Origin of the sequence: Kitasatospora sp. NPDC048296 (assembly GCF_043201815.1) — a bacterium.
Lineage (GTDB): Bacteria > Actinomycetota > Actinomycetes > Streptomycetales > Streptomycetaceae > Kitasatospora.
Genome location: NZ_JBICZB010000232.1, coordinates 1 through 1,178 on the forward strand (window position 1 = coordinate 1; position 1,178 = coordinate 1,178).

Annotated in this window: 1 protein-coding gene; it reads right to left on the minus strand. The window is 78.2% G+C overall.

Going from position 1 to position 1,178, the window contains the following annotated elements; genetic code table 11:
* The coding region (locus ACGF12_RS38690; RefSeq protein ID WP_393041391.1) for a polyketide synthase dehydratase domain-containing protein at positions 1-1,178 on the minus strand (1,178 nt) is incomplete at both ends.

Sequence of the window (1,178 nt, forward strand, 5' to 3'; positions counted from 1 at the left end):
CCGGCACGAGCACGACCTGCGGCACCTCGCCGGTCACGTCGGCGAGCGACGGCACGTCCTCGCCCAGGGTGACGGCTCGCACGGGCCCGGCGTCCCGCGCCGGTACGTCCACCCAGTCGAGCCGCAGCAGCGCCCCGGCCAAGCCGCTCCGCTCGGTCACGGCGGACGGCTCGGCCAGCGTCAACGACCCCACCGACAGCACGGGCCCGCCCGCCGCGTCCGCGACCTCGACGGTCACCGTGTCCGCACCCGCCCTCGCGACCCGCAGCCGCACGACGGCCGCGCCGGTCGCGTGCAGTGCCACGTCGCGCCAGCCCGTGGGCACCAGGCGTGCGCCGTCGTCCGCCCCGGTCAGGGCGGCGATCTGAACGGCTGCCTCCAGCAGCGCCGGGTGCAGCCCGTACGGCGCCGCGTCCTCGGCGCGGCCCGGCAGGACGGCCTCCGCGAACACCTCGTCGCCCCGCCGCCACACCGCCTGCAGCGTGCGGAACGCCGGGCCGTGGTCCAGTGGGTCGTGGCAGGACTCCGGGTCCACGGCCACCGCGTCCACCGGGGGCCAGGCCGAGACGTCGAAGCCGCCCTCCGGTTCGCCGAGGGCCAGCGTGCCGGTGGCGTGGCAGGTCCACGGACCGTCCACCGCGTCCTCCGGCCGGGCGTAGCAGCTCAGCGGACGCGTCCCGGCCCCGTCCGGCGCGCCCACCACCAATTGGACGACGACGGCGCCGTCCTCGGGCAGCGCGAGCGGCTCGGCGAGCGTCAGCCGCTCGACCCGGTCACAGCCCACCTGGTCGGCGGCCCGGACGGCCAGCTCCAGGAACCCGGTCCCCGGGAAGACGGCCGCGCCGCCCACCCGGTGGTCGCCCAGCCACGGCTGCGCCTTCAGCGACAGCCGGCCGGTCAGCAGCACGCTGTCCGAGTCGGCCGGGGTGACCACCGCGCCCAGCAGCGGGTGCTCGGCGGGCCGCAGGCCCGCGCCGGTCACGTCGCCCGTGTGCGCGGCCTGGGCGGGCCAGTAGCGCTCGTGCTGGAAGGCGTACGTCGGCAGGTCGACGCGCCGGGCGCCGGTCCCGTCGAAGACCCGGGCCCAGTCGACGGGTACACCGACGACGTGGAGGCGGGCGAGCGCCGTCAGCAGGACGCCTTCCTCCGGCCGGTCGGGGCGCAGCGCGGGGGCCGCG